Origin of the sequence: Nocardia sp. CA-107356 (genome assembly GCF_050946365.1) — a bacterium.
GTDB lineage: Bacteria > Actinomycetota > Actinomycetes > Mycobacteriales > Mycobacteriaceae > Nocardia.
Window position 1 is genome coordinate 3,387,665 of record NZ_CP191992.1, and the last position, 23,626, is coordinate 3,411,290.

23 protein-coding genes and 1 pseudogene are annotated in these 23,626 nt (G+C 67.1%); 7 read left to right on the plus strand and 17 right to left on the minus strand.

Annotated elements, in window-relative coordinates; genetic code table 11:
* Positions 1-2: 2 nt before the first annotated feature.
* Both ACQP1G_RS15155 and ACQP1G_RS15160 read left to right on the plus strand, forming a co-directional pair.
* Complete coding sequence (locus tag ACQP1G_RS15155) at positions 3-1,115, plus strand: FAD-dependent oxidoreductase (protein ID WP_433204005.1); 1,113 nt, start codon at positions 3-5, stop codon at positions 1,113-1,115.
* Positions 1,116-1,422: 307 nt separating this feature from the next.
* Positions 1,423-2,442, plus strand: coding sequence for a TIGR03617 family F420-dependent LLM class oxidoreductase (locus ACQP1G_RS15160; protein ID WP_433204008.1), 1,020 nt, complete (start codon positions 1,423-1,425; stop codon positions 2,440-2,442).
* 504 nt (positions 2,443-2,946) lie between these two features.
* On the opposite strand, the gene ACQP1G_RS15165 is transcribed toward ACQP1G_RS15160, so the two are convergent.
* Together ACQP1G_RS15165 and ACQP1G_RS15170 are read right to left on the minus strand one after the other, a co-directional pair.
* Positions 2,947-4,080, minus strand: coding sequence for a hypothetical protein (locus ACQP1G_RS15165; RefSeq protein ID WP_433204011.1), 1,134 nt, complete (start codon positions 4,078-4,080; stop codon positions 2,947-2,949).
* 430 nt (positions 4,081-4,510) lie between these two features.
* Positions 4,511-5,110 carry a TetR/AcrR family transcriptional regulator gene (locus tag ACQP1G_RS15170; protein WP_433204014.1) on the minus strand — a complete coding sequence of 200 codons (600 nt, stop codon included), beginning with the start codon at positions 5,108-5,110 and terminating at the stop codon, positions 4,511-4,513.
* A gap of 83 nt (positions 5,111-5,193) precedes the next feature.
* Between ACQP1G_RS15170 and ACQP1G_RS15175 the strand changes: the two genes are divergently transcribed.
* A complete protein-coding gene (locus ACQP1G_RS15175) occupies positions 5,194-6,126 on the plus strand; it encodes an NADP-dependent oxidoreductase (protein ID WP_433204017.1) in 933 nt (310 codons plus the stop codon).
* 189 nt (positions 6,127-6,315) lie between these two features.
* Here ACQP1G_RS15175 and ACQP1G_RS15180 read toward each other — a convergent pair whose 3' ends face one another.
* On the minus strand, positions 6,316-6,969 hold the full coding sequence (locus ACQP1G_RS15180; protein ID WP_433204020.1) for a TetR/AcrR family transcriptional regulator: 654 nt from the start codon (positions 6,967-6,969) through the stop codon (positions 6,316-6,318).
* A 115-nt stretch (positions 6,970-7,084) separates the two neighbouring features.
* Between ACQP1G_RS15180 and ACQP1G_RS15185 the strand changes: the two genes are divergently transcribed.
* Entirely contained in the window at positions 7,085-8,047 is a 963-nt protein-coding gene (locus ACQP1G_RS15185) for an alpha/beta hydrolase (RefSeq protein WP_433204023.1), read from the plus strand.
* 24 nt (positions 8,048-8,071) lie between these two features.
* Positions 8,072-8,878 (plus strand): aminoglycoside N(3)-acetyltransferase, encoded by an 807-nt coding sequence (locus tag ACQP1G_RS15190; RefSeq protein ID WP_433204026.1) that lies wholly within the window; start codon positions 8,072-8,074, stop codon positions 8,876-8,878.
* Between the two features lie 329 nt (positions 8,879-9,207).
* Here the strand turns inward: ACQP1G_RS15190 and ACQP1G_RS15195 are convergent, their stop codons facing one another.
* From ACQP1G_RS15195 to ACQP1G_RS15205, 3 genes are read right to left on the minus strand one after another with little or no spacing between them, the layout of a single operon-like run.
* A complete protein-coding gene (locus ACQP1G_RS15195; RefSeq protein ID WP_433204029.1) occupies positions 9,208-10,443 on the minus strand; it encodes an RNA polymerase sigma factor in 1,236 nt (411 codons plus the stop codon).
* Positions 10,440-10,763, minus strand: a complete 324-nt coding sequence (locus tag ACQP1G_RS15200) for a YciI family protein (RefSeq protein ID WP_433204032.1) — start codon at positions 10,761-10,763, stop codon at positions 10,440-10,442. Before ACQP1G_RS15200 ends, ACQP1G_RS15195 begins: the two co-directional genes overlap by 4 nt.
* A gap of 51 nt (positions 10,764-10,814) precedes the next feature.
* Entirely contained in the window at positions 10,815-11,435 is a 621-nt protein-coding gene (locus ACQP1G_RS15205; RefSeq protein ID WP_433204035.1) for a dihydrofolate reductase family protein, read from the minus strand.
* A 607-nt stretch (positions 11,436-12,042) separates the two neighbouring features.
* On the opposite strand from ACQP1G_RS15205, the gene ACQP1G_RS15210 reads away from it, so the two are divergent.
* The gene (locus tag ACQP1G_RS15210) at positions 12,043-12,330 is read left to right on the plus strand and encodes a hypothetical protein (RefSeq protein WP_433209581.1); all 288 of its coding nucleotides are present in this window, start codon (positions 12,043-12,045) and stop codon (positions 12,328-12,330) included.
* Between the two features lie 92 nt (positions 12,331-12,422).
* On the opposite strand, the pseudogene ACQP1G_RS15215 reads toward ACQP1G_RS15210, so the two are convergent.
* From ACQP1G_RS15215 to ACQP1G_RS15255, 9 genes and pseudogenes are all read right to left on the minus strand, one after another.
* Positions 12,423-12,653: pseudogene (locus ACQP1G_RS15215) on the minus strand (DUF6879 family protein); the annotation flags it as partial.
* Entirely contained in the window at positions 12,590-12,871 is a 282-nt protein-coding gene (locus tag ACQP1G_RS15220; protein WP_433209584.1) for a hypothetical protein, read from the minus strand. The pseudogene ACQP1G_RS15215 and the gene ACQP1G_RS15220, both read right to left, overlap by 64 nt.
* Complete coding sequence (locus ACQP1G_RS15225) at positions 12,868-14,217, minus strand: carotenoid oxygenase family protein (RefSeq protein ID WP_433204038.1); 1,350 nt, start codon at positions 14,215-14,217, stop codon at positions 12,868-12,870. Before ACQP1G_RS15225 ends, ACQP1G_RS15220 begins: the two co-directional genes overlap by 4 nt.
* Before the next feature lie 198 nt (positions 14,218-14,415).
* The gene (locus ACQP1G_RS15230) at positions 14,416-15,450 is read right to left on the minus strand and encodes a medium chain dehydrogenase/reductase family protein (RefSeq protein ID WP_433204041.1); all 1,035 of its coding nucleotides are present in this window, start codon (positions 15,448-15,450) and stop codon (positions 14,416-14,418) included.
* A 75-nt stretch (positions 15,451-15,525) separates the two neighbouring features.
* Positions 15,526-15,726, minus strand: coding sequence for a hypothetical protein (locus tag ACQP1G_RS15235; protein WP_433204044.1), 201 nt, complete (start codon positions 15,724-15,726; stop codon positions 15,526-15,528).
* 245 nt (positions 15,727-15,971) lie between these two features.
* Positions 15,972-16,418: an SRPBCC family protein gene (locus ACQP1G_RS15240; protein ID WP_433204047.1), complete on the minus strand. Its 447-nt coding sequence runs from the start codon at positions 16,416-16,418 to the stop codon at positions 15,972-15,974.
* A 612-nt stretch (positions 16,419-17,030) separates the two neighbouring features.
* A complete protein-coding gene (locus ACQP1G_RS15245; protein ID WP_433204050.1) occupies positions 17,031-17,444 on the minus strand; it encodes a hypothetical protein in 414 nt (137 codons plus the stop codon).
* A 35-nt stretch (positions 17,445-17,479) separates the two neighbouring features.
* Positions 17,480-18,943 (minus strand): FAD-dependent oxidoreductase, encoded by a 1,464-nt coding sequence (locus ACQP1G_RS15250; RefSeq protein WP_433204053.1) that lies wholly within the window; start codon positions 18,941-18,943, stop codon positions 17,480-17,482.
* Positions 18,940-19,329, minus strand: coding sequence for a hypothetical protein (locus ACQP1G_RS15255; RefSeq protein ID WP_433204056.1), 390 nt, complete (start codon positions 19,327-19,329; stop codon positions 18,940-18,942). Before ACQP1G_RS15255 ends, ACQP1G_RS15250 begins: the two co-directional genes overlap by 4 nt.
* 143 nt (positions 19,330-19,472) lie before the next feature.
* On the opposite strand from ACQP1G_RS15255, the gene ACQP1G_RS15260 reads away from it, so the two are divergent.
* Positions 19,473-19,646 (plus strand): helix-turn-helix domain-containing protein, encoded by a 174-nt coding sequence (locus ACQP1G_RS15260; RefSeq protein WP_433208531.1) that lies wholly within the window; start codon positions 19,473-19,475, stop codon positions 19,644-19,646.
* A gap of 326 nt (positions 19,647-19,972) precedes the next feature.
* Here the strand turns inward: ACQP1G_RS15260 and helR are convergent, their stop codons facing one another.
* Together helR and ACQP1G_RS15270 are read right to left on the minus strand one after the other, a co-directional pair.
* The gene (gene helR / locus ACQP1G_RS15265) at positions 19,973-22,174 is read right to left on the minus strand and encodes an RNA polymerase recycling motor ATPase HelR (protein ID WP_433204059.1); all 2,202 of its coding nucleotides are present in this window, start codon (positions 22,172-22,174) and stop codon (positions 19,973-19,975) included.
* 40 nt (positions 22,175-22,214) lie between these two features.
* On the minus strand, positions 22,215-23,450 hold the full coding sequence (locus ACQP1G_RS15270; protein WP_433204062.1) for a glycosyltransferase: 1,236 nt from the start codon (positions 23,448-23,450) through the stop codon (positions 22,215-22,217).
* Positions 23,451-23,626 lie beyond the last annotated feature (176 nt).

A 23,626-nucleotide genomic window follows, 5' to 3' on the forward strand; every position in this document is an offset into this window, starting at 1 on the left:
TGATGCGAGTTTCCGTCGCCGGAGCCGGTCTTGGTGGCCTGTGTCTGGCACAGGGCCTGCGCGGGGCCGGGATCGAGGCCGAGGTGTACGAGCGGGACCCGGCGATCACCGCCCGGTTCCAGGGCTACCGGCTGGTGCTGAACCCGGTGGGCTTCGAGGCGCTGCGCGGCTGCCTGCCGCAGCGCTGGCACCCGCTGCTGGACGCCATTGTCGGCGACGCCTACGGCGAGCGGCTGATCCTGGACCCGCAGCTCAACCAGGTCGGTGAGCTCGGCCCCGCCCGGACCGGGATCGTGGTCGACCGGCACGTGCTCCGCAACCTGCTGCTCACCGGCCTGACGGTGCACACCGGGGCCGCGCTGACCGGCTACGACCTGCTGGCGGACGGCCAGGTCGAAGCGCGGTTCGCCGACCGCGACCCGGTAACGGCAGACCTGCTCGTCGGCGCCGACGGCGTCGGCTCCGCCGTCCGATCGGTGCTGTCCCCGCAGACCACCCCGACCGACACCGGGGTCCGGTTCGTCATCGGCCGCACACCGCTGACCGAGCAGTTTGCCGGACTGTCTCGGGCGTTCGGTTCGAAGATCGCCGGAGACGGGGTGAGCCTGCTGCTCGGCGCGATGCGCTTCCGTACCCCGCCGAAGGAGGCGGCCGAGGCGCTGGCACCCGAGGTGACCCTGCCCGATATCCGCGACTACGTGCGCTGGGCCATGATCCTGCCGCCGAACGGCTCGCTCGGCGCCGCGACCCCACAGGAGGCCGTGCTGTCCAGGATGCCGGGCTGGCACCCGGACCTGCGGGCGCTGATCGAACAGGGCGATCCGGACAACAGCACCCTGCTCTCCATCCGGGTGGTCGAGCCCGGCGAACGCTGGGCGGCCGGTCCGGTCACGCTGCTCGGCGACGCCATCCACGCCACCTCACCGACCGGAGGCAACGGCGCCAACACCGCCCTGCGCGACGCCGACCTGCTCCGCCGCTGCCTCACCGGAGGCCGCGACCTCCTCGCCGCGGTCGGCGACTACGAGCACCAGATGTTCGAATACGGCGCCGAGGCCGTCCGGTTCAGCCTCGAGGCGCTGCCCGCCATCGTCCCGCAGGCAGAACCGGCCTGACACAAACCGTGAAAGCCCGGCTTCCTGCTCGTTACCGGGATAGAGATCGTTCGTCAGGTCGGGTGAGGCACCCGTCCGGTGATCCACGGCGATCGGAATGACGACGGGAAGACCTCAATGCCCCGGAACGGCTTCAATGCGGATCACCACCGAAAAGGTCAGCGCCACACATCTTCTCGATCACCTTCCGGCCGACACCCAACCTGTACGGCCGAAGAGCGACGGGCACAGATCCGCGTCAGGCAAGAGCATTGCCAGCGCCGTTACCGCCAGTACTGAGCCACCAACGCCGAGAAAGGTCCCGACCATGAAGGTCTATGCCGCCCTGGACCCGCGTCTACCGCTGGCCGACGTCCCGTCCGTCGTACGACGAATGGAAGAACTGGGATTCGACGGAATCCATATTCCCGAAACGATCCACGACTCGTTCGCCGTCGCGCTCTTGGCGGCTGAACACACCACCCGGCTTACCGTGCGCACGGCGATCACGCTGGCCTTCGTCCGCAGCCCCACACTGGTGGCCTACAACGCCTGGGATCTGGCGAGATTCTCCGGTGGCCGCTTCGAACTGGGCCTCGGAACCCAAATCCGGCAGAACATCGAAGACCGGTTCGGGATGCCCTGGTCCGAACCCGTTGCCCGACTCGACGAATACCTGCGGATCCTCCGGGAGTTGTTCACCGCCTTCGCCTCTGGTGGATCAATCCACCACGAAGGCCACTATTACCGATTGACCCGGATGCAGCCGTATTTCAATCCCGGTCCGGACGAAACGACCCCACCACCGCCGATATTCCTCGGTGCAGTCAACTCTCGGATGTGCCGCCTCGCGGGGCGCGAAGCGGACGGTGTGATCACCCATTCCACCAACTCCGATCCCGACTACCTGCGGGACATCGTGCGCCCCGCGCTCCGGACGGGCGCCATGGAAAGCTCACGACCGTCACCACCGATCATCTCCGCGATCGCGATCGCCACCGGCGCTGATCAGACCGCGGTGAAACGCGAACGGGAACGGATGCGTCGGCTGCTCGCATTCCTGTACTCGACCCCGTCCTATCGCCCCGCGCTCGACCGGCTCGGATTATCGCATCTGTTCGACAGTCTGAGAACAATGGCGAAGACTGAGCGCTGGGCGCAAGCCCACACCATCCTGACCGACGATATCCTCGACAGCCTCCTCATCTGCGGTGACTACGACGCACTGCCCGAACTCATATCCGCGCGCTACGCGGGCGTCGTCGACGGCATCGTGATACCCGCGTCGACCCCTGGTAGTTCGGACGCTCGCTTCAAGATCGCAATCGAATCCCTCCGCGGACTATGACGGCTCGGATTGATTAGCGTTAGGCCTACCAGGAAAAGTGGCCATGACCAGCATATCGTTGGTGCAGGGCCATTCCTTTGGTCGAGGACTGTAGCCAATTCTGTAGCCTATGAACCAATCCCACGGCCGAGGCGGTCAGCACCGCGCGGTCCCGTCAGGCCGGGCCACTCGCGTCTGCGCTCTCCGAGCGCTCCGGCCACCGCGTTGAATGCCACCATCTTGGCCACCGGCAAGACCAGTACGGTGCGTGCGAGAGTGATTCGCTGACGGCGTGAACCCGCACTTCAACCAATCCATCACCGGGTGTCCGTCTCGTTCACGGTTACCGCGGTTTGCTGAAGTAGGGTCCCGGCAACCGATCCTGATCCGAGTGTTCGTCTCGTTCGGATACTTCGGAGGGCACCCGTGGTAGGCAGGGTTGTAGGCGAGATTCGAGTCCAGAAGGTTCACAGAGGAGACAGGCGACGGGCCCTACATGATCATGCACCGAGACGGCGGTGTGGATCAGCTGACACGACCGTGCGGTCGGGCGGGTGCGCCGACGTCAGCGCGTGCCGTGGTGATCGTGGCCGTGGCCGCTGACCGAGCGTCGTCGACGGTTCGTCGGCCGAGCCCACATGCGGTGGCTACCCCGTGTGCGGCACGGCCCGAGGCCTGCTCGAACAGTCTCAGCGCGCGGATGCTGTCGTCGACATCGTCGGGAGAGACGACACCGGCGATCAATTGCCAGCCGGGATCGAGTCGCCGCAGCGGGCGGTAGAACGCTGGATCCAACGATGCCGAATCGGCACCGTAGGCGCAGGGGATATGCACGACTGGCAGGGGCACTCCGCGTTTGCGCAGCAGCCGGGAAAGGTGGCCGAGCAGGTTCACCGGCGGAGTCAAGCCGCGGGGGGTGAGCAGGTTCTTGTGCTCGTAGTCGCCGTAGCACAGGTGCAGGGTTGTCGTCGCGCCGATCTCGTGGGTACGGACGAGAAATCCGCTGAGCTGGCGTGCCAGCAGCGGACCCAGTGACCACTGCGCCCGCAGTTGCTCGGCCTTGACCATACCGAGGGTTGCGATCGGTGATTCCACCTGCCACACAACGCGATCGCCGTACCGAGCGGTCACCTCGGACATCTCTTGCAGCACGGCGTCGATGAATACGGGCAGATGCCGGAGAGCCGTGACGACCACACCGAGGTTGCGGACCGCAGGCCCCACAGGTAGGCCGAGCGAGACCGCCGCGCCGGCAAAAACGAACAGGGCCAGATCCAATGGGTTGGGCTGGCTGATCTGAACTCGCTTATCCGCCAGCTCCGGACGGCTGTGCTGCAGCGACTCGAACTCCGAGACGATCGCACCGATGCGCTCGACGCGCCCCATCGCCACATCGCGTGGTTCGAGGTTGTGGCCGGGTCGGACGCCATAGCTGCGCATATCGCCGTAGTCGGCGTAGTCGCCCGCGCGGACGATGCGGAATGCGTCGCGTGCTTCGAGGTCACGCAGATAGGCGACGACCCAGTCCGCATCGAGGTCGCGCGGCACTGCGGTCAGTGGCCAGCCGGCACTCTGGTCGGCGAACCATTCCAACACTTCTCGATCACTGGTCATCAGGGCCTCGGGCAAGCTACCGACGAAATGTGCGTATCTGGTCATAGCGGCTCCTTCGACCGACCGCAGGCAGCCGTCAGGCATACTTCGACGACGCATATCCTGTGGCGCACTGCGTGAACGATCCGCATCGTATGCCCGTCCACCTGCGGCGGACTCACCACTGGCGGGGAGCCGAAACGCCTGCGTAGTCGTCGGCTGATCCTCTGTTGTTACGAACCGCGGCGAACACCGGGATCGCTCGCATCCAGCACGCGATGTCTTGCGCCAACCTCTTGGCGGGATCTTCGTGGTCACAAGGTTGACGCCACGGCTGGCGAGATCGCTCACGACCACTCGGTAAAGCCGATGTGCGGATAGTCGGGCGTATCGGTTGTCCTGGAAGCGATTTGATGCAACTGCCCGGACGCAGGTGTCACCGACCGGGAGGAACGCATGAATCGAGCCCGACTCCCACGCCATCCCGGGATGGGGCTCAACTGTGTCGACCCGACCTGTTCGTGGCGTCGTCCGGCACGTTCGCGGTGAGAACAGCGAGCAGGTCTGCGGCGCTGTCGGCCAGGAGTTGGGTGTGGTCGGCGTTCTCGTCGGACATCCACCGCCGACCGGCCTGGCCGAGTATGGCCATACCGGCGTCGGTGGCCAGCCGCGCTGCCTCAGTCCCGACGCCGCGGCGCTCCAGCGCAGAGGTCAGGGCCTGCGACAGATCGGCGAGTTTGATCAGTTCGCGTTCCCGCAGTGGCGGATTGGCGTCGATCACCGCGGATCGCTCCCGCAGGAACTCGCGGGGGCGGATCACCTCCGGCGTCTTGCTGAACGCTGCGATCAGCATGGTCAGCGGGTCCGCGCCCGCGGGGACGGCTTCGATGGCGGCGACGAAGCATTTCTCGAGTTCCTCGCCGCCGCTGAACAACACCTCGCGCTTGTCGGTGAACCAGCGGTAGAAGGACCGCTCGGTAAGGCCCGCGCGCTTGGCGATCTGCGCGACCGTCGTGCGGTCGTAGCCCTGTTCGGTGAACAGATCCAGCGCGGCCCGTTCCAGGCGACCGCGCGTATTGCCTTCCCATCGTGCCATGACCCCAAGCATAGTGACGGCAGATGCTGTCGTCAGCTACGGTGAGTGATGACAGCACCTGCTGTCACTATCGAGGAGACACCATGCGCACCCTTCGCTTCCACGAGTACGGATCCCCGCTGGACGTCGTGCAGCTCGACGACGCCGAAACTCCCACCCCCGGCCCGGGTCAGATCCGGGTGGCCGTGCAGGCGTGCGGGCTGAACCCTGCCGACTGGGCACTGTGCAACGGCCTGTTCGCCGGAACCCTTCCCCGCGGTATCGGACTCGAGGTATCCGGCATCGTCGATGCGATCGGCTCCGGCGTGACCGGCGTCGCGGTCGGTGAGCCGGTTCTCGGCCCCGCGCCGTTCCGGGAGGCGATGGCTGGCGCGTCCGACTACGCCGTTCTGGACAGCTGGTTCCCCCGTCCGCCGGGCCTCGATCCGATCAGCGCCGCCGCGCTGCCGATGGCGGTCGAGACAGCCCATCATGGCCTGGCCGGCCTCGGCGTCCCCGAGCTGGCAGACGATATCACCGTGCTTGTGAACGGCGCTGGAACCACCGTCGGATACGCCGCGGTGCAGATGGCGCTCCAGCGCGGAGCCCGGGTCATCGCCACTGCCGGAAAGACCTATGCCGACGCATTGCGCGCACGGGGCGCCCGGGTCACCGCTTACGGTGAGGGCATGGCCGAGCGGGTCCTGGAGCTGGCCGGTGGGCGAGTCGACCTCGCCCTCGACACGGCGCCACAAAGCAACTCCCTGCCCGAGGTCATCCGCACGGTCGGCAAACCGGCAGACGTGCTGACCATCAGCGACTTCACCGCGGCCCACGAACTGGGCGTGCGCACCCAGTTCAGCGAGAACGCACCCCAGGACCTCGGCCCCGTGCTGGGCGACTACGCACGGTTGGCGGCCGAGGGCAAGTTCACGGTGCCGGTCGCGCGAACCTTCCCACTGGAGGACTGGCGCGCGGCGGCGGAACTGAGCCTGTCCGGCCGACCCGGCGGCAAACTGGTCCTTCGCATGGTATGAGCACAATGACGTGGCCTGAGCCGACCGGGGGCTGAAAATCTCCCCGGCCTGTGCGAGTCCCGCTGTCATTCGGCCCGATCGGCGCACCATCCACCTGAAGTCGGATTTCGTCGCAGGTCTGGGTCGGGTTTTCGGCCCGGCCCCGCGAGCGGACTCGCGAGGGGGGTGAGCTCGACTTCAGGAGAGGCATCAGGGGATCTGGGCCTCGATGTGGGCAAGTTGGGCGGCGAGGATCTCCTCGAACGCAGCGCGCCGGTCTGCTCCCAGGGGGCGGATGTCGCGGGCGAAGTGGGCCAAGGCGGGAAAGCGCTCCGGGTCGGCGCCGAGTACCGCGACGCGGAAGAACTCCATGCCCTGTTCGTATTCGTCGGGGTTGATGGTACCGATCCCGGCATCGGCGGAGATCAGCGCGGCGAGCAGGATCACGAAGCGGTGATATCGCACCGGGACCTCTTCGTCGGGCAGGCCCGACGCGCGGAGGGCTTGTAGCAGCTCTTCCATGAACAAACGAGATCCGCTGCCGCTGGACGCATAACGTCCCCACACCACGGCGAGTTGAGGTTGCTCGCCGAAGGCCGCGTGCAGGCGCAGGGCCAAGGCGATGACGCGCTGCTTCCAGTCGCCCTCGGGGCGGTAGTCGTCCATGGCGGCCAGCATGATCCGGTCCACCACCGCCCGCAGCAATTCGGTCTTGTTGCGGAAATGCCGGTACAGGCTGGAGGAATCGGTACCCAGCGCTGCGGCGAGCTTACGAACGCTGAACGACTCGGCGTCGCTCGTGCGCAGCAGCTCCGCCGCCGTATCCAGGATCTCCTCGGTCTCCCATCGCCTGCGGCCAGTCATCTTGCCCCTTTCGTTAGTCCCAACCTAGTCTATGCACTTGCTGTTGCACGCACCGCGTGCATAATGAGTTTGAACGCGATGACGCCCGGCATCCCGCCGGCAGGGAGAAGGAGACATGAGCGAGATCAGCACTGCGACAAGGCCATTGGAGCCGGACTTCTCGGCGATAACGACCGAGGAACTGCTCGCCTACCGCGACGCAGAAAATCGCTGGCGGATGTCCAGCGCGGCGCGGGAGATTCTCGGTGAACCGGATCCCGGCGCCGCGGTCCGCTGGCAGCAGGTGAGGCTGCCCGGCCGCGACCTACCGGTCCGGGTGTACCGGCCGGTGCTGACGGAAGTCGGCGAAGCCTCCCACACCGGCCTGCCGCTCGTGATCCATGTGCACGGAGGCGGATTCGTGGGCACAGCAGGGCAGTGCGATTGGACCAACAGCCACCTCGCTGCCCGGCTGCCTGCCGTCGTCGTCTCGGTCGAGCACCGCCTCCTCGCCCCGGGCGGCCCGCTCGCGAACGCCGCCGCCGACGGCTGGGACGTGCTCGACCACGTGGTGCGGCATGCGGTGCGGTGGGACATCGATCCGGCGCGCACTGCCGTCTTCGGAGAGAGTTGCGGCGCGCTGATCACCGCCTTGACGGCCATCCGGGCCAGGCAGGCCAGAGTGGAACTCAGAGCGCAGGTACTGGTGAACCCCGCGCTCGATGTGACCGAGACGATGTTCGACTACGCCTCGATCGACGAGTACGCATCCAGCCCGACCCTGTCGCTTCCAGCATTGCGACTCTTCCAGCGGCTCGCTGTACCGTCTGGAACCGACGCCCGGGTGCTATCGCCGTTGTACGCGCCGGATCTGAGCGGGCTAGCCCCGGCACTCGTGGTGGTTCCCACCCAGGACGCGGTCGCCGACCATGGCCGCCGCTACGCCGAGCGACTGCGTGTGGCCGGGACTTCCGTGCAACTCACCGAGTACTCGGAAGCGAGACATGCCTTCCTCACCCTGCCGGGCGTGGAACCACAGGCCGAGGCTGCTCAGGCGGAGATCGTCGCCTTCCTCCGAGCGGCGCTGGCGAAGCCCTGACGACTGAGCGCTTCGAGTATGCGAATGACCCAGCCGCGACCCAATGGGCTGACCCACACTGAACTGATGAAGGGATGGCGCAGGGCCGGGGTACGGGAGGGCATGTCCGTGATCATGCACTCGTCTCTGTCCAGCATCGGCCGCGTCGACGGCGGAGCCGCCACCGTGATCGCATGTCTGCGCTCCGCGCTCGGCCCGGCCGGAACACTCGTCACCCCCACCTTCACTTGGCAGGTCGCCGATCCCAACCTCGATCACGCCGGTGTCCCCGACTCCGCGGTGATCGAACGGCGCGCGGCCGTGCCCACTTTCCATCCTGGCCTACCATCCACCGGCATGGGCGCCGTCCCCGAACTACTGCGTTGCTTGCCCGGGAGCGTGCGTAGCTCGCATCCGCAGGCGTCCGTCGCCGCGATCGGCGCTCGGGCAGCGGAGATCGTTCGCCGCCAGACGCTCGGATTCGCGGTCGGTCGCACCTCGCCGTTCGGCCGTCTATACGACCTGGGGGGCCACATTCTCCTCGTGGGGGTTGGCCATGACCGCAACACCTTCCTGCACTACGCCGAAACACTGACACCCAACCCGCGCTTGAAGGTGCGTCGCTTCCCCCGGGACCTCGCCGGCGAGCGGGTGTGGGTCGAGACGCTCGACGTGGGCAACGACAATGGGAGGTACTTCCCCGTGATCGGTCGCGAATTCGAGGAGCGAGCCGGCATCGAGGAGGTCGTGGTCGGCGCCGCCCGATGTCGACTGATCCCGGTCCAGCCGCTGGTCTCCTTCGCGGTTCGACGTCTCACCGACTTACTCGACGCGGACCGACAGAACCGATAGCCGAACTCATCCAATCTGCAAGTCTCGACCCATACTTGCGGCGGCGGGCAGTCACCGCCCGTCTCCAAAGGAACACATGAGAATGCCGCATACCGAGCGCTTTCTGCTGGTCCCGACAGGACGTGGCCGGGTTCGATGTTCGACCGCCGACCACGCCTGTCCGTGACGAGCGTCGGCAACTATGGAATCGTCGACACGAAACCGCAGGTTACGGCCTCGATTCCGTGCCGACCGTCAGAAGCTGACGACTCATGTGGGTTTTGGGTCGGTCTGGTTGCGCTGGGGCTGGCCGCCGCTGCGCGCGGGGTGTCGATCGGGATCGGTGGGCGCTACCGCAGTTGGTCGCGGCGGCGTGTCAGGTAGGCGGTCTGAGCGGTGTTGCCCGCCAGCTCGATTGCTTTGTCGTAGGCCGCGCGTGACTGCTGACTTCGGCCCAGCCTGCGCAGCAGGTCGGCGCGGGTGGCGTGGTAGCCGTGATAGCCGGTCAGCTTGTCCTCGAGGCGGTCGACGGCGGCCAGTGCCACTTCCGGTCCGTCGAGCTCGGCGACCGCGATGGCCTGGTTGAGGGCGATCATCGGCGAGGGGTCTAGGCGGACCAGTTGGTCGTAGAGGGCGGCGACCTGCGACCAGTCGGTGTCGCGTACGTCGTGGGCGGAAGTGTGCACGGCGTTGATCGCGGCGAGGATCTGGTAGCGGCCCGGAGCCACGCCGGCGGCGGCAGCGGCGAGGCGCTCGCGCACCAGCCGGTGCCCCTCGGCGATCAGCGTCGCGTCCCAGGCCCCACGGTCCTGCTCGTCGAGGGTGACCAGTTCGCCGCTGGCCGAGACCCGAGCGGTGCGGCGGGCCTCGATGAGCAGCATCAGCGCCAGTAGCCCGGCAACCTCACCGTCCTCCGGCAGCAGCGCACGGACCAGGCGAGTGAGCCGGATCGCCTCGGCGGTCAGGTCGTGACGCACCGGATCGGTGTCGGGGCCGGTCGCCAGGTAGCCCTCGTTGAAGACCAGGAACAGGACGGTCAGCACGCCGCTGACGCGTGCTGGGAGATCCTGCGCGGCGGGCACCCGATAGGGGATGCGAGCCGCCTTGATCTTGGCCTTCGCGCGGGTGATCCGCTGCTCCAAGGTGGTCTCCCGCACCAGGAAGGCGCGGGCGATCTCGGGCACGGTCAGACCGCCGAGCATGCGCAGTGTCAGCGCCACGCGGGCTTGCATCGCCAGCGCCGGGTGGCAGCAGGTGAAGATCAGCCGGAGCCGGTCGTCGTCGATGGCGGCGAGGGGCTCGGGTGGGTCGTCGTCGTACATCATCTGAGCCTCCTTGTGCTTGTCGTCGCGCTTGTTCTCGCGTCGGATCCGGTCGATGGCCTTGCGGTTGGCGGTGGTGGTCAGCCAGGCGCCGGGGTTGGGGGGTACGCCGTCGGCCGGCCACCGCTCGACGGCGGTCGCGAACGCCTCGGCCGCGGCCTCCTCGGCGATATCGAGGTCACCGAAACGCCTGGTCAGGGCGGCCACCACCCGCGCCCACTCCGAGTGGTGGGCCCAGGTGATCGCCTCCTCGACGTCGCTCACTGGAACGGCCGCACCTCGATCTTCCGATCGCAGACCTTCGACGCCTCGGTGGCGAGCTCGAGCGCCGCATCCAGATCGGGGGCCTCCCACACCCAGACGCCGGCGAGGTACTCCTTCGACTCCACGAAAGGCCCATCGCTGAACACCGCCTGCTCGCCCCGGTTGTCGATGACCGTGGCCGCGTCGGTGTCCGCGAGTCCGCCCGCGAAAACCCAGTAGCCCTCGGCGATCAGTCGTTCGTTGAACGCGCTGATGGCAGGCTGCCGGTCCGTGCTGCCGGGATTGCTCTTGTCGTCGATCACGGAAACCAGGTACTGCATCTGAAGATCATCTCCTTTGGTGTCAAGACAGTGTGGTGCCGGTCAGGTGCGTCACTTTCCCGCGTACTGCGGGCGCCCGCCCGGCCGGTAGACCTGGATCGTCACGCCCTTCGAGTCGACTCGCGACTCGACCGGGTCGAGCGCAAGATCCGGGCCGGCGTCCGGGAACAGCCGCGCGCCCTGGCCGAGAACCACCGGGATGGTGATCAGAGTCATCTCCTCGACCAGATCGTTCTCCAGCAGCCACCGGGTCAGGGTGCCACTGCCGTGCACCTGCAGCTCACCCCCCGGCTCGGCCTTCAGGTCCGCGATGGCGGCCGCGAGGTCGTCGGACAGGACAGTGGTGCCCGACCACGCCGGATCGGTGAGCGTGGTCGATGCCACGTACTTGGGTTGTGTGTTCAACGCCCGCATGACGGGCTCCCAGCCAGGGACATCCTGCTCCGTCAGGGACCCCCACGAGCCGGCGAACAGCTCGTAGGTCCGCCGGCCGAACAGGAACGCGTCGGCGCGCTGGTAGGTCTGATTGATGAACGCAATGGTCTCGTTGTCACCCTTCCCCAGGGCCCATCCGCCGCGCTCGAATCCGTTCCTGCGGTCCTCATCCGACGCGCCGCCGTTTCCCTGCATCACTCCATCGATGGTGACCTGAGTCATGGTCGTCAGCTTCATGATCGCGGTTCCTTTACCTTGGCGCCGCCCCTCGTGGACGGCCGCACCCCTACCACGAACACCACCGCCCCGATCCGACACCGCCTCCCAAATTTATTTCAAAGAACTTTCCGGGACACCGGTCACCACCGATCCGACAACACGACAGGCTCACAACGACAGCACTCCACCACCTCGAACGCCCGCTCCACGGTTGAGGTGGAGACTTCGTGGCCGTCGGCGCGCATGAGAGCGGCTCCTTCCTGGCTCGATGTGCTCGGGGCGTAAACCGAGCAACCCTGCCAGGAATTCTGACGCGCTGGACAGGTCAGATCGAACGTAGGTTCGATTAGCGGTAAACTAGCTGCATGGCTGTACGGACTATCTACGCCGTCGAGGGCAGGGTGGTGCCGTCCGCCCGGTGGTGCGCACCGTGCGGGGATGGGTCGCGCCGCATGCGATGCCCGACGGGGCATCCGCTGCAGCGCGGCCGGATGCTCGTCGGCTGGATCCCGTGCGTCGCGCCTGGTTGGACCGGACATCGAACCCACGACTGCCGCCGATGTAACGCCGTGGTCGATACGCCGCCCCGCGACCGGCATTGCTCATGTTGGAAAGGAGGCACGATATGGACCCGAACGTCGAACGACTGATAACTGTTGTTGTCGACACGATCCCACCCGGCAGCGACCTCACGGTCGCCGAGGTCTATCGGGCAGTCTGCGATGAAATGACCTCGCCGCCGCCGCGGGAGCGAGTCGAGCAGGTGGTCGATTTCCTGCATACGCCCGGACTCCGATACACACCCGGCGATGTCGGATGGGCGGTCGTCTTGCGGTTGCGCGACCTGGAATACCTCGCGGACCCGGCTCGGGTCAACGACGACCCGCCGCCTGATGATGACGGACCGAGATGACATCGCCGCCGCCCTTGGACCAATTCGAGTAGGTGCTCGAGTTGCCGCCGGCACACCGACCGCCGCGGAATTCGAGAGATTGCATACGGAACAGCAGTGTCCCAAACGCGGTTCCACACGTCCTGGCAGCGACCGACGACGTGCCAGTCTTCGGTCACGGCTGCGCCTGCCCGCTGTCCGCCGGGTTCGAACAGCGTGAAAGCGATACGCTCGCCGTCGAGCAGCCACCAATCGTCGATGCCGAGTTCGTCGGCGTCGATCAGGTGGTGGGAGGTAGCGCCGTCGGCGGGGCCGCCCCACAAGATGCCATGCGGGGCGTCCACCGCGTAGCTCGTCGAGTCGATATCCAATCCGAAAGTGCTCCAGTCGAATACGGTGCCGGTTGGACCGGCCTGTCGATGGTGGCGGCGCTGATATCGGTCTGCCAGGTGGTCCGGGCGTTGATATCGGTGTGCACTCCCCATACGCCTTGTAGCGTGGCGTCGACGACGATGTCGCGGCGTACGGCAACCGGTGCGGCGGTATCGATTCCGGTGATCACAGCGAGCCTTCCTGATCGGCGATCCAATGGCCGTGGATACCCGCCGGGACACGGCGGGGCAGTTCGACGCTGGCGACGGGATCCTTGCGCAGGTCGCTCGCGTCGAGGACGAGCAGCTGGGACGCATCGGCTTTCAGGTCGCTGACGATGGTCAGCAGGTAGCCGTCGTCCTCGCGGGTGCCGCCTGCGGCGGGGACGAATACCGCCTCACCGGGCATGCGGTCGGCGCCGTGGTGGAACAGTTGTCGTTCACCGGTTTCGGTATCGAACTTGATGGTGGAGTAGTCGTCATGGCCTGCGCCGGGGAAGGCGATGGAGTAGCTGTACTTGTTGACCGCCCCGGTGAAATCGTCATTGATACTGGGGAATTCGGTGACCAGATCGTCGAGCGGCGCATCGGTGGCACGGCCGGTGGCGGGATCCAGAATCCAGCGGTGGAAGGTGGAACCGGCATCGGGCGTCACTCCGTAACCGGGTGCGCCGACCCACCACTTCCACGAGTTTTCCCATGCGGCCCGGTCGTACCGCGGGCCCTCCACGACCACCCGGCCCTGGCGGTCGATATAGGCGTTGGTGACGTGCAGCAGCGCGGCCTGATCCACGTCGAACCAGGTGATCCCCGCGGGCCCGGTGCGCGGCAGCACGCCCATGCGAGCCCGGTAGTTGCTGTCCCACCGGTACGGGATGCCCGAGTGCTCCTCATGATTGAACACAACCGGGAGGTCGAGGAACACCGCGTGCTCGGCGGTGAGCGCGAAGTCGTGCATGAGCGACGGCCCCGCACCCTCGATCTGCTCGGCGCGGATGATTTCCCCCGCTGCGGAGGCCACGTAGTAGGTCAGGTGCGGTGGGAACGGGCTGTAGCTGAAGAAGTGCAGTTCACCGGTGACCGGATCCTCCTTGGGGTGCGCGGTCATCGAGGTGGTGAGTTTGCCGCCGAAATCGTAGACGCCGACGGTCTCCAGTTCGGAGGTGACCTGCCACGGCAGATTGGCCTCCTGCAGCGCCAGGTATTTCCCGGCGTGGAAGATGATGTTGGTGCCGGCGACACTGACGTCGAGTTCGACTCCGGTGAACGGAACGTCTTCCAGGAAAGGCGTTTTCACCCAGCGGTTGCGATACCACTCGGCGCGACCGTTGCCCAGCCGCAGGCCGTGGAGCATGCCCGCGCCGCGGAACCAGTGGCTCGGGGTGATGCCGGGCTTGGGATTGTGCCCATTGCGGAAGTAGCGCCCGTTGAGTTCCGGCGGCAGCGTGCCGTTGACAGTCAGCCCGTGGCCGGTGATCTCATCGGCCACCGGTTCGTAGTGACGGCTGATATACGGCTTCGGACGTTCGGTGCTCATGGTTTCTCCATAAGGTTGTTGGCGTTCGGGGCCGGATGCCCTGAACACCCAGGGCGGCGGGGTGTGGCTGATGGTTTCTTGCCGGGGACATGGCGGATTTCCTGTGCGGAATAGTCCAGAGCCGGTGCGCCCGGCCTCGAAGGAGGGCCGCACAGTGGGCGTGGTGTTCGCGACGGTGGCAATGCCTGGGGGAGTGGTTCAGGCCCGGCCGTCCGCGACGATGACGACCTTGCCGACGACGGTGCTGGACTCGGCGAGCTCCATGGCGCGAGCGGCTTCGGTCAACGGGATGCAAGCAGCGATCTGGGCGCGCAGTGCGCCTTGGGCGGCGAGGTCGAAGACTCTGCCGAGGTCCTCGGTGATGCGGTTGCGGAAGCGGGTGAGATTGCGCTTGCCCGCCCACAGGTTGAAGAAGTGTGCGTTTCGCTTGTTGGGCAGCGCATTCCACACCAGCAACTGGGCGAAGAGCTTCAGCACGGGGAGTCGTGAATTGCCTTCGTCGTTCTTGGTGGCGGCGGTGCCGTAGGAGACGAGCGTGCCGTGCGGTGCGAGCAGTTCGAACGAATCGTCGATGCCGGGGCCGCCGATGTGATCGAAGACAGCGTCCACGCCCTCGGGTGCGAGTGCGCGAACCTGTTGCGGCACATCGTCGCGGTAGTCGACCCAGGCCGCACCGAGTGCTTCGACGGCGGCCGCATTGCGGGCCGATGCGGTGCCGATGACGCGAATTCCATTGGCGCGGGCCAACTGCACGAGTGTGGAGCCGACGCCGCCGTTCGCGCCGTGCACCAGGATGGTCTGCCCGGGCCGTACCTTCGCGGTGCGGTAGAGCATCTGCCAGGCCGTAATCCCGTTGACGACAAAGGTTTCCGCCTCGGCCGCAGTCAGGGCATCGGGCACTCGCACCAGATCCGCGGCATCGAGCAGGGCATGGCTGGTCCAGCCACCGATCTTGGTCAGCGCGGCGACGCGCGCGCCGACCAAGGCCGGATCGATATCGGCCCCGACGGCGGTGACGGTCCCGACCAAGTCGTATCCCGGCACGAACGGGAAGGCCGGCTGGTCGTAGTACTTGCCGCGCCGCATCTGCTGCTCGGCGAACGAGACTCCGCTCGCCTGGACCTGGACGAGGGCTTGGCTGGCTCCGGGAGCGGGCAGGTCGCGCTGGGTAATCAGCAGGCCGTGCGGTTCGACGCGGCCGGGCAGCACAATTTCGGTGGCGGTGGTGGACATGATTCCTCCTGGTGTGTGACTGGTCAATCACTCGATGGGTCGAAAAAACGCCCTGTGAGGGGCGGTCGGTTTATGTCAGTGCGCGTTCGGGTGGCGAGTGCCCGCGGTGAGGATGGCGGCCCAAGCGCCGTAGGCCGGTGAGATCCGCGCTGTCGCCGCCACCGTGCTGATCGGTGTGCCGTGATAGCCGGTCCTGGCAAACTCGGCGATCGCGGCATCGGCGACGGCGTTGCGTCGCACATCCGATCGGGAGAGGGTGACTCCGCTCTTGTTCATGTGAGTGACTGTACACTCACTCTATTGTTGGCGTCAACACCTGGGTAGTTGCCGAACTCCGGTCACGGTTCGGGGCCCGCATCCTTCAGGTCTGCGGCTTTGCCGATGATCCTGCTGATCGTGGTGCTCCGCGACTGTCAGGCCGCTATCATCCTGTGCGCGAGCCACCTTGGTGTCGGCACAGGCGCGGCACCATCGCCCCTTCGATGATCGCCCTTCGCCCGGGGTGATCGCGGCGGTGCCGATCAGTATGAAGGCGTGTCATCGGTTGCGTATGCGGCGAGGCCGTCGGCCATACGCTGCATGAAGCGGGTCAGGTACCACCGCCAGAACGGGCCCGAGAGCGGCAGTTTCGGGTCGAAGGTCGCCGACCAGGTGATGTCGGTACCGCCCCGTGGTGCCTCGGCGAGTTCAACGCTGCCGCGATAGGACCGGAATGGTCCGCTCGCATTCTCGTAGCCGAACCGCCGGTCGGCAACCAGTTCGACGATGCGCTCATGGGAGATCGCACGGCCGGTTCGAAAGATTCGCGTGTCACCGACCCGCTGTTCGGCATCGGGATCGCCGCCGCCCTCGATCTCGGCGGCATCGATCGGCGACCACAACGGCCACGTACCGGCGTGCGTGAGGGCCGTGAAGACGGTGGCCGGCTTCGCCGGCGAATGAGCGGTTACGACATAGCTGTACGCCATCTTTCCACCCTAGGTCGGCCGGAAGAGGTTGGCGAACGATAACTGCCCATCAAAATCCAACACTGCCAACACCTTCCGCCTTCGCGTTGTTGTATTTCCTACGATCACAACCGGATCGGAACACGGGTGGCTGACCGTTCGAGCCGTGCAAACCGGCGTCGACCGGAATGTGTGCGCCGTTGACGATGCAAATTCTCGTAGCCTCGGCCCGCTGCTCCGCGAGTACCGCAATCGTCTCTCGCCTGCCGATCTCGGCTTGCCGCGACCGCCGCAGGCTCGCCGCACGCCCGGCCTCCGGCGGGAGGAAGAAATTCGTTGGTACCACTGGAGTGACGCATCATCCCGCGATGGGGCAGATCACGCTGGACGCGAACGCGCTCACGGTGCCCGACGGCGACCTCAGGATGATCGTCTTCACCGCCCAGCCGACGAGGCGCGACGCACACCGTTTGGCCGCCCTCGGTGAGGATCACCACCGCCTGTTCCATTACCCCCCAGTGATCTCGGTAGATCGGAGACATTCGAGCAAGCGTCGCGACCGCACCCGGAGTTGCTCGGCGTGTGTCGCCGGCCCCGGTATGAGCTGCCGGGACCCGCCACTCATCGGTTCGGTCAGTGGGCGGGTGCGGTGTCGTCGGGCGTGGGGAAGTAGCGGCGGATGTCGTAGGGGGTGGCGGTGGCGGACTGGTTGAACACGAACCGGCAGCCTGGCTGCAGGGTGTGGGCGGCATTGACGATGCTCTCGAACAGCAGGGTGTTGGAGGCGACGAGCCGGATTCCGGCGCCGATGAGGACGGCGTCGTAGGGTTTGGCCGCCAGTGCGCGGCGGGCGGTATCGGCTCCGGCGGTACCGAATTCGATCAGGCAGTTGTCGACCACGTATCCGGCGGCGCGCAGCGCGGCGAGGTTGTCATCGTTGGCGCGGCGCAGGACTTCCTCGGTGAGTCCGGGGAATTGGGTGAAGTCGGGCGACGTGTAGTCGATGCCGTCGGGATGCAGCCCGATCTGGATGGCGGTGACTGTCATGATGTCTCCCTAAGTTTGTGCTGGTGCTGGAGAGGTCATGCGGCAGTGGGGGTGCGGGCGCCGGTCCACCTTCGCCACGCCTGCCGCAGGGCCTGGCTGTCGGTGGAGGGGCCGGCCCAGGCGATGTAGCCGTCGGGGCGGACCAGCAGAGCCGGACCGGGGTCGGTGCGCTCGGCCTGCCGCAGGCCGATGTCGACGGGTGGGGTCCCGTGCTCGCGGATGAGGACGAATCCCGGTGTGCGTTGCAGCACGGTGAGACGGTCTCCCGCCAGGGGTATTTCGGTGGCGCGAGTGCCGACCACGGGATGTTCGCCGCGGTGGTGAGGGTAGCGCAGTGTAGTTCCGGCGAAGCTGCCCGCGATGGTGTTCGCGATGGGCCCGAATCCCAGTACCGTCGGGGCGAGGCGGTCGCGTAGCCAGCGGGCCGGGCGTGGGTGCAGGGTGACACTGCGCATCATCGCACCGCTCTGCAGCAGCACTCGTTCGCCGATGGGGTGACGTTCGGTGTGATAGGTGTCGAGCACTCGGTCGTCGGCGCCGCCGAGGACGGCGTCGAGTTTCCACGCCAGGTTTGCGGCGTCCTGGATGCCGGTATTCATGCCCTGCCCGCCCATCGGGGAGTGCACGTGTGCGGCGTCTCCGGCGAAAAACACTCGCCCGCAACGGTATTGGCGGATCTGGCGTTCGTCGCAGTGGAACCGGGAATGCCAGCTGATTTCGGCGACTCCGACATCGCGGCCCATCGCGCGGTTGAGGATATCCCGTATTTCGGCGGGCTCGGCGGGTGCGGTGTCGGGGAGCCGGTGGTTGCGGTCCCAGGTCATCGACCGGTACCAGCCGGCGGCCGGCCCGCCGCCGTAGGGGACGAGGAATCCGAAGCAGTCACTGGTGCTGCCGAGTGTCAGCCCGGCGCCGACCGGTCCGTCGGTGAGGCGCACATCGGCCAGCACCACCGACGACAGCACCGATTTGCCGGGGAACGCGATGTCCAGCAACTCACGGACGCTGCTGTGTGCGCCGTCGGCTGCTACCGAATACGGTGCCCGCCAGCGGGTTTCGCCGCCGTTCTGTACCGCGCCTTTGGGGCGGGTGGTGACGGTGACGCCATTGGGGTCCTGGTCGAGCGCGACGACTTCGACGCCGCGGTGGATCGCGGCGCCCTGCTGCTCGGCGTATCGGGCCAGTGCCTGGTCGACGTTGGTTTGCGGGGTGATCAACCCGTACCGGTATCGCGACTGCAAACGGGTCAAATCGACAGTGGCACCGGCGAACAGGCGCACCTCGGGCGTGGTGGACCCGAGGGCGAGCAGGTCGTCGGCCAGCCCGCGCGCGTCGAGGACTTCCAGGGTGCGGGCCATGGTGGCGAAGGCACGGCTGGCCGGGTTGATCTGCGGCCAACGCTCGAGTACGACGACCGACCGGCCCGCCCGCGCGAGATCCCCGGCGGCGGTCATGCCGGTGGGGCCGCCGCCGACCACGATCACATCGGCGCGGTTCATTGCTGCTCCTCGACTGCGGCCACGCCGTGCCCGGCCATTTCGGGATGAGCGGCAGCGAACACCAGGCCGTTACGCCGAGCCGGGTTGCCGCTGAACCAGGCGCGGAACCTGCCCACCGGTGGCCTGGGCCCGCGCAGCAACAGCGACCCGGACCGCCACCGGCCATCCGACCGGTCCAACCAGCTCAGTACCTGTTTGTTCACGGCTCGGTGATCGTCGTCGAGCACGGTCCGCATGCCCTCGTTGCCGATCCGGTCGCGCAGATACGGCAGTGACCGCCGCGCCCGCAGCAGTTCCGTCTCCCGGATTGCCGCGTCGTCGAGTATGACGTCGTCGAAGGCGACCGTGGTCGGCGATTCGCTCGCGAGGTTGTCATAGCGCCTCATCGGAGACTTCCTCCCGTTCTTGCGGCGGGTGTTCGGCTGCGCCGTTTGCTCTTTCACACCATCACTCAACGGAACGATCGAATCCCACGCTGATTCGTGCTGGTTGCGATCACCGATAGTGATCGGTTGCGGATGTAGCGCAGCTGTCGTATTTCGTCGCCGTTGTCGAAGAACGCAACTTCACTCGCGGCGGCGCCCGCGTCGATGTCGTCCGATCCGCCGTTTTCGCGGCCATCGGCCGTCTCGAGCACGAGTTCGGCACTCTCCGCTGGTCCGCCATCCCCGCGATATCACCACCACCGAGGCCGGAGGCATAGTCTACCGCCGCGCCCTGCACATCCTCGGCAGTCTGCGACGTCCAGGCGCTGCAGCACGGGTTGTCCGGCACCGTCACCGTCGGGGTGGTGCTCTCGGTCGGTGACCTCGACCTACCACCCGTCGGGCACGAACTCGCCGCGACCCACCCGCGAGTAACCGTGCCACCTGGAGGCCCCCGGACCAGCGCAGACCCGCCTCGAGCCCGTCCGTGAGGGCGCATCGACCTGGCAATCGTGTCCGCCGCCCACCCGATACCACCCGACATTCTGGTCACCCCGCTCACCCGAGCCGGCCTCGCCCTCGCCTCCGCGACCGATCACGAGTTCTAGGCCGACCGTTGATTCCCGGCTCGGGCGGGTGTCCCGATTTCGGCGAGTCCACTCAGGGACTGCGGCAATGAAGCCTGGTGCAGGACGCCGAGGCGTTGGGTGGCGCGGGTGAGGGCTACGTAGAGTTCGGCCGCGCCGCGTGGGCCGTCGGCGATGATCCGTTCTGGAGCCACGACCAGGACGGCGTCGTACTCCAGGCCCTTCGTCTCCGAGGCGACCACCGTGCCGGGCACACCCGGCGGCCCGATCACGACGCTGGTGCCTTCGCGACCGGCTTCGTCCTGTACGAATTCCTTGATGGCAGTGGGCAGTTCGTCGTCGGTGACCCGCCTGGACCAGGGCTGGACGCCGCACGTGCGGACCGACTCCGGCGGCTGGACCCCGGGTGCGAACTCGGCGAGCAGTGCGGCGGCGACCGTCATGATCTCCGCCGGGGTGCGGTAATTCACCGACAGCGACCGGTAGACCCAGCGGCCGGGCACATACGGCTCCAGCATCATGTCCCACGATGTCGCTCCCGCTACCGACCGGCGTTGCGCGAGATCGCCCACCACCGTGAAGGATTTGCCCGGGCAGCGCCGCATCAGAACCCGCCAGTCCATTGCGGACAGCTCCTGGGCCTCGTCGACAACGACATGGCGGTAGGTCCAATCCCGGTCCGCCGCAGCGCGTTCGACGAGTTCACGGGCGTCGCGCTCGAGGAAGCGATCGGCCAGATCCTCCGCGTAGAGCAGATCCTGGGCGAACAGATGGTCCTCGTCGTCCATCATGTCCGCACGGCTGACCATCACGTCCAGTACCCCGGCGGCGTACTCTGCCTCGGCTTTCCGTTCCCGCTCGGCGGTCTGATCGTCCGGCTTGTCGGGGCCCAACAGGTCGACGAGTTCATCGAGCAGCGGCACGTCCGATACCGTCCAGGCGTCGTCCTCGGCGCGCAGCAGCGCCTCGTCGGCGCCTGCCGCGCGCAACCGCTCGGGCGACGAATACAGCTGTACCAGTAGTTTTTCCGGCGTCAGCATCGGCCAGAGCTCGTCGAGAGCGGCGGTGAACTTGTCGTTGTCGGCGAGCTCCACGAGCAGATCCGCCCGCAGCTGCTCCCAGGCTTCGCGGTCCGCTCGGGTCAGCCAGCCCTGGCCGATCCGGGCTATCGCGCGCTCGGTGAGCACATAGGTGATGATCTCGCTGAACACCGCGCGGGCCGGATTGTGCGCCAGCCCGCTCGCACGCGCTTCGTCCCTGGCCCACTGTGCGGTCTCGGCGTCGATCCGCACCGTGACGTCGGCCAGTTCGATCGTCAGCGGGTGCTCGGGCAGGCGTTGACGATCGGCGATCGCGGCCGCGAGCACGTCCAGGATCTGCAGCGAGCCCTTCAGCCGCGCGGCTTGCGGGGTGTCCTCGGCGGTGACGCGCAGACCGGGCACGAGATCGCCGGTGGTCATGAATACCACGTTGGATTCGCCCAGCGATGGCAGAACGCGGGCGATGTGGTTCAGGAACGCCGGGTTGGGCCCGACAACGAGCACGCCATGGCGTTCCATCCGCTCCCGCTGGGTGTAGAGCAGGTACGCGACGCGGTGCAGCGCCACCACCGTCTTCCCGGTGCCAGGGCCACCCTCGATCACCAGCACCCCGGGATGGTCGAGTCGGATGATCTGGTCCTGTTCGGCTTGGATTGTCGCCACGATGTCGCGCATCCCGTCACCGCGCGGCGCGTCGACCGCCGCGAGCAGGGCGGCGTCCCCGCGTTCGGCACCATCGGGGCGGCCGAGTACCTCGTCGGTGAAATCGACCACCTGACGTCCGCGGGTGTGGAATTGGCGCCGCCGACGCATGTTCTCCGGGGTGGCGGCGGTGGCGACGTAGAACGCGCGCGACGCCGGTGCCCGCCAATCGAGCAACAGCGGCTCGTACTCGTTCTCCTCGTCGAAAATGCCGATCCGACCGATGTAGGACCGTTCGCCCGAAAGGGTGTCCAACCGACCGAAGCACAGCCCGTTATCGGCCACGTCCAGTCGTTTCACCTCTCTGGCCAGCGCGCGCACCTCGAAATCCCGCTCCATGGGTGTCCCGCCGTTTCCCCGCAACGCCGCGCCGTACCTACCCTTCACCCGCGCGCGCTCGGCGTCGAGCCGCGCGTAGAGCCCGGCTACGTAACTCCGCTCGAACGCCAATTCGTCTTCGTACCCTCGAGTTGACATATGCCCCTTTACTTTTCGTGGCTCGACTATCCCGTGTGGTTCACGCGGACACGGGCGGCCGTTCTCGGCTCACCGCGTCGAGCAGCAGCTTCGCGGCCACCATCGCCCCGTCGGTGCGGATTGTGGCGGCCACGGCGGTCGCACGGGCACGGGTCTCCGGTGCCAGGGCCGTCCTCAGCGCGGTCGACAGGGATTCGGTGGTCGGAGTCGGACCGTCGTGCGCCGCACCGATGCCCAGGTCGGCTACCCGGTCGGCCCAGTACGGCTGGTCCACCAGTTGGGGTACCACCACCTGAGGCGCTCCGGCCCGGGCGGCGGTCGTCGTCGTGCCCGCGCCGCCGTGATGTACGACGGCGGCCACCCGACCGAACAGCGCCTGCTGGTTGACCTCGCCGACGGCGAAGCAGTCGTCACGGTCGTCGATCGGGGCCAGGTCGGCCCAGCCGTGGCCGACGAGGACACGTCGGCCCTGTGCACGGATCGCCTCGATGGCCACCCGTGCGATGCCATTCGAAGCGAGCATGGGCATGCTGCCGAATCCCACGTACACCGGTGGTGTGCCAGCGTCCAGAAACGCCACCAACTCGGCCGGGAGGGGGCGTTCGTCCGGGCGGATCCAAGCGCCGGTCTGCACCACGTCGAGGTCCGACGTCTCCTGCCACGGGCCGAGGGTGGGGTCTGTCGCCAGCAACGGGTGGTCGGTGAAGACGTGATCGCGGACATTGTCCACCGGCGGCAGGCCGATCGACGCCCGGTGGGTGTTGACCACCGCGCCGAACAGCTCGTTCATGCTCTGGGCGTTCAGGTCCCACAGCACCCGATTGTCGGTCACATCCGGTGGCAATGGCCGGCCCGGCCATGGGTGCGGTTGGTGGTGCGGCGATGGCAGCATCGTCGCGAAGAAGCTCACGTACGAGTAGCCGATGCCCAGTTTCTCGGCCACCGACCGCACGGCGGCCGCGGCCGGGAACAAGCCGGTCGCCACCAGCGCATCACATCCCTCGGCCGCCTGGGCGACCGCGTCGTACTGCGCGGCGATCAACTCGGCCGCGTGCCGGGGCAGGTCCGCCGCCTGCCACCGCTTCGCCCCGCTCGTTATCTGCCGCACCGACGGGCCTGCCGGCACCAGCGGCACGCCGACCTCGGCCAGCAGCTCCGCGAAGTCCGGCGGCGCGCACACCCGCACCTCCGCGCCGAGTGCCCGCAACTGCACGGCGAGTCCCACCATCGGTTCGACGTCCCCGCGCGACCCATACGTCGACAACAACACACGCATATCGCTACTCCCGTTCGTCGGTTTCCGGCTTCGGCCAGCGATTCTGCGGCATGACCCGGGTCTTGCCGCAAGCCCCCGGGTGCGCTATATGTTGAGAGTGGAAAGGAGCGGATGCTCCTACCCCTTCTCGTCCGCCTTGGACGGACAATCTCCTCGGAAGCCGCACGATCGCTGGG